Source organism: Vaginella massiliensis (assembly GCF_900089075.1).
Lineage (GTDB): Bacteria > Bacteroidota > Bacteroidia > Flavobacteriales > Weeksellaceae > Weeksella > Weeksella massiliensis_A.
On sequence record NZ_LT593740.1, the window covers coordinates 1 to 808 of the forward strand.

Below are 808 nucleotides of genomic sequence, written 5' to 3' on the forward strand. Positions count from 1 at the left end.
GTGGCGGATTTTTTGCACAAAAGTTCAATAGAATTACTGCCGTTGAACCTTGCACAAATGTTTCATAGAAGCACTTCAGCCGCCATATTGCCAAACCGATGTTACCAGCAGTTATTTTATTCGGGTTTAATTTCAACAGTTGCTTCATTTCTCTCAATTCCTTTTTTAGGGTCTTTTAATAAAACTAATTTTTTGTCAACATATTCTGTCCAGTCGGCTGAATAATATTGTTTCTGTCCTAAAACGCTGTCAGGAACAATCTCGAAACTTAAGCTCTTTATTGCATTTCCTCCACCAATTGATGTTCCAAAAAATGTCGAAGGATTAAATCCAACAAGATTTTTGTCAAGATTTTTTCCGTCTAATTGTTCAACTATTGGTCTTGAATATGTTTTGTTAAATGTCCATTCGTTTAAATAGCCAATTCCGTTACTGTCAACAGTCAAAATGTTGTCTTTTACGTTTGATAAAATGAGATTTATTTCACCTTTATATCCATTAGGAACTATGATTTTCAAAGTCGGTGAATACAATTGGTAGTGAAAAGCTAAAAATGAAATTGTTGTCGTTATCGAAAGAATTGTCAGAAATGAAATCTTTTTGAAAATTAGCTTTAACAGTCCAGATAATATTAAGCAACCTATAATAATTCCGACAATAATCATTCCGCCAAGAAAAAGTCCTGACAAAATCATTCCTCCTGGAACGTTTGTCAACTTGATAAGCAAAGTTGTCAAAAGTCCAACGGATAAAATTCCGAATATGATTTTTAGTTTACGGTCTGTCTTCATAATTGCTGGTAACGGTT

1 protein-coding gene is annotated in these 808 nt (G+C 33.3%); it reads right to left on the reverse strand.

Translation table 11 applies throughout. From position 1 onward, the window contains the following. Window positions 1-116 precede the first annotated feature (116 nt). Window positions 117-808, reverse strand: a 692-nt coding sequence (locus BN8061_RS00010) for a hypothetical protein (RefSeq protein ID WP_204207180.1), incomplete at its 5' end; no start/stop codon positions are given.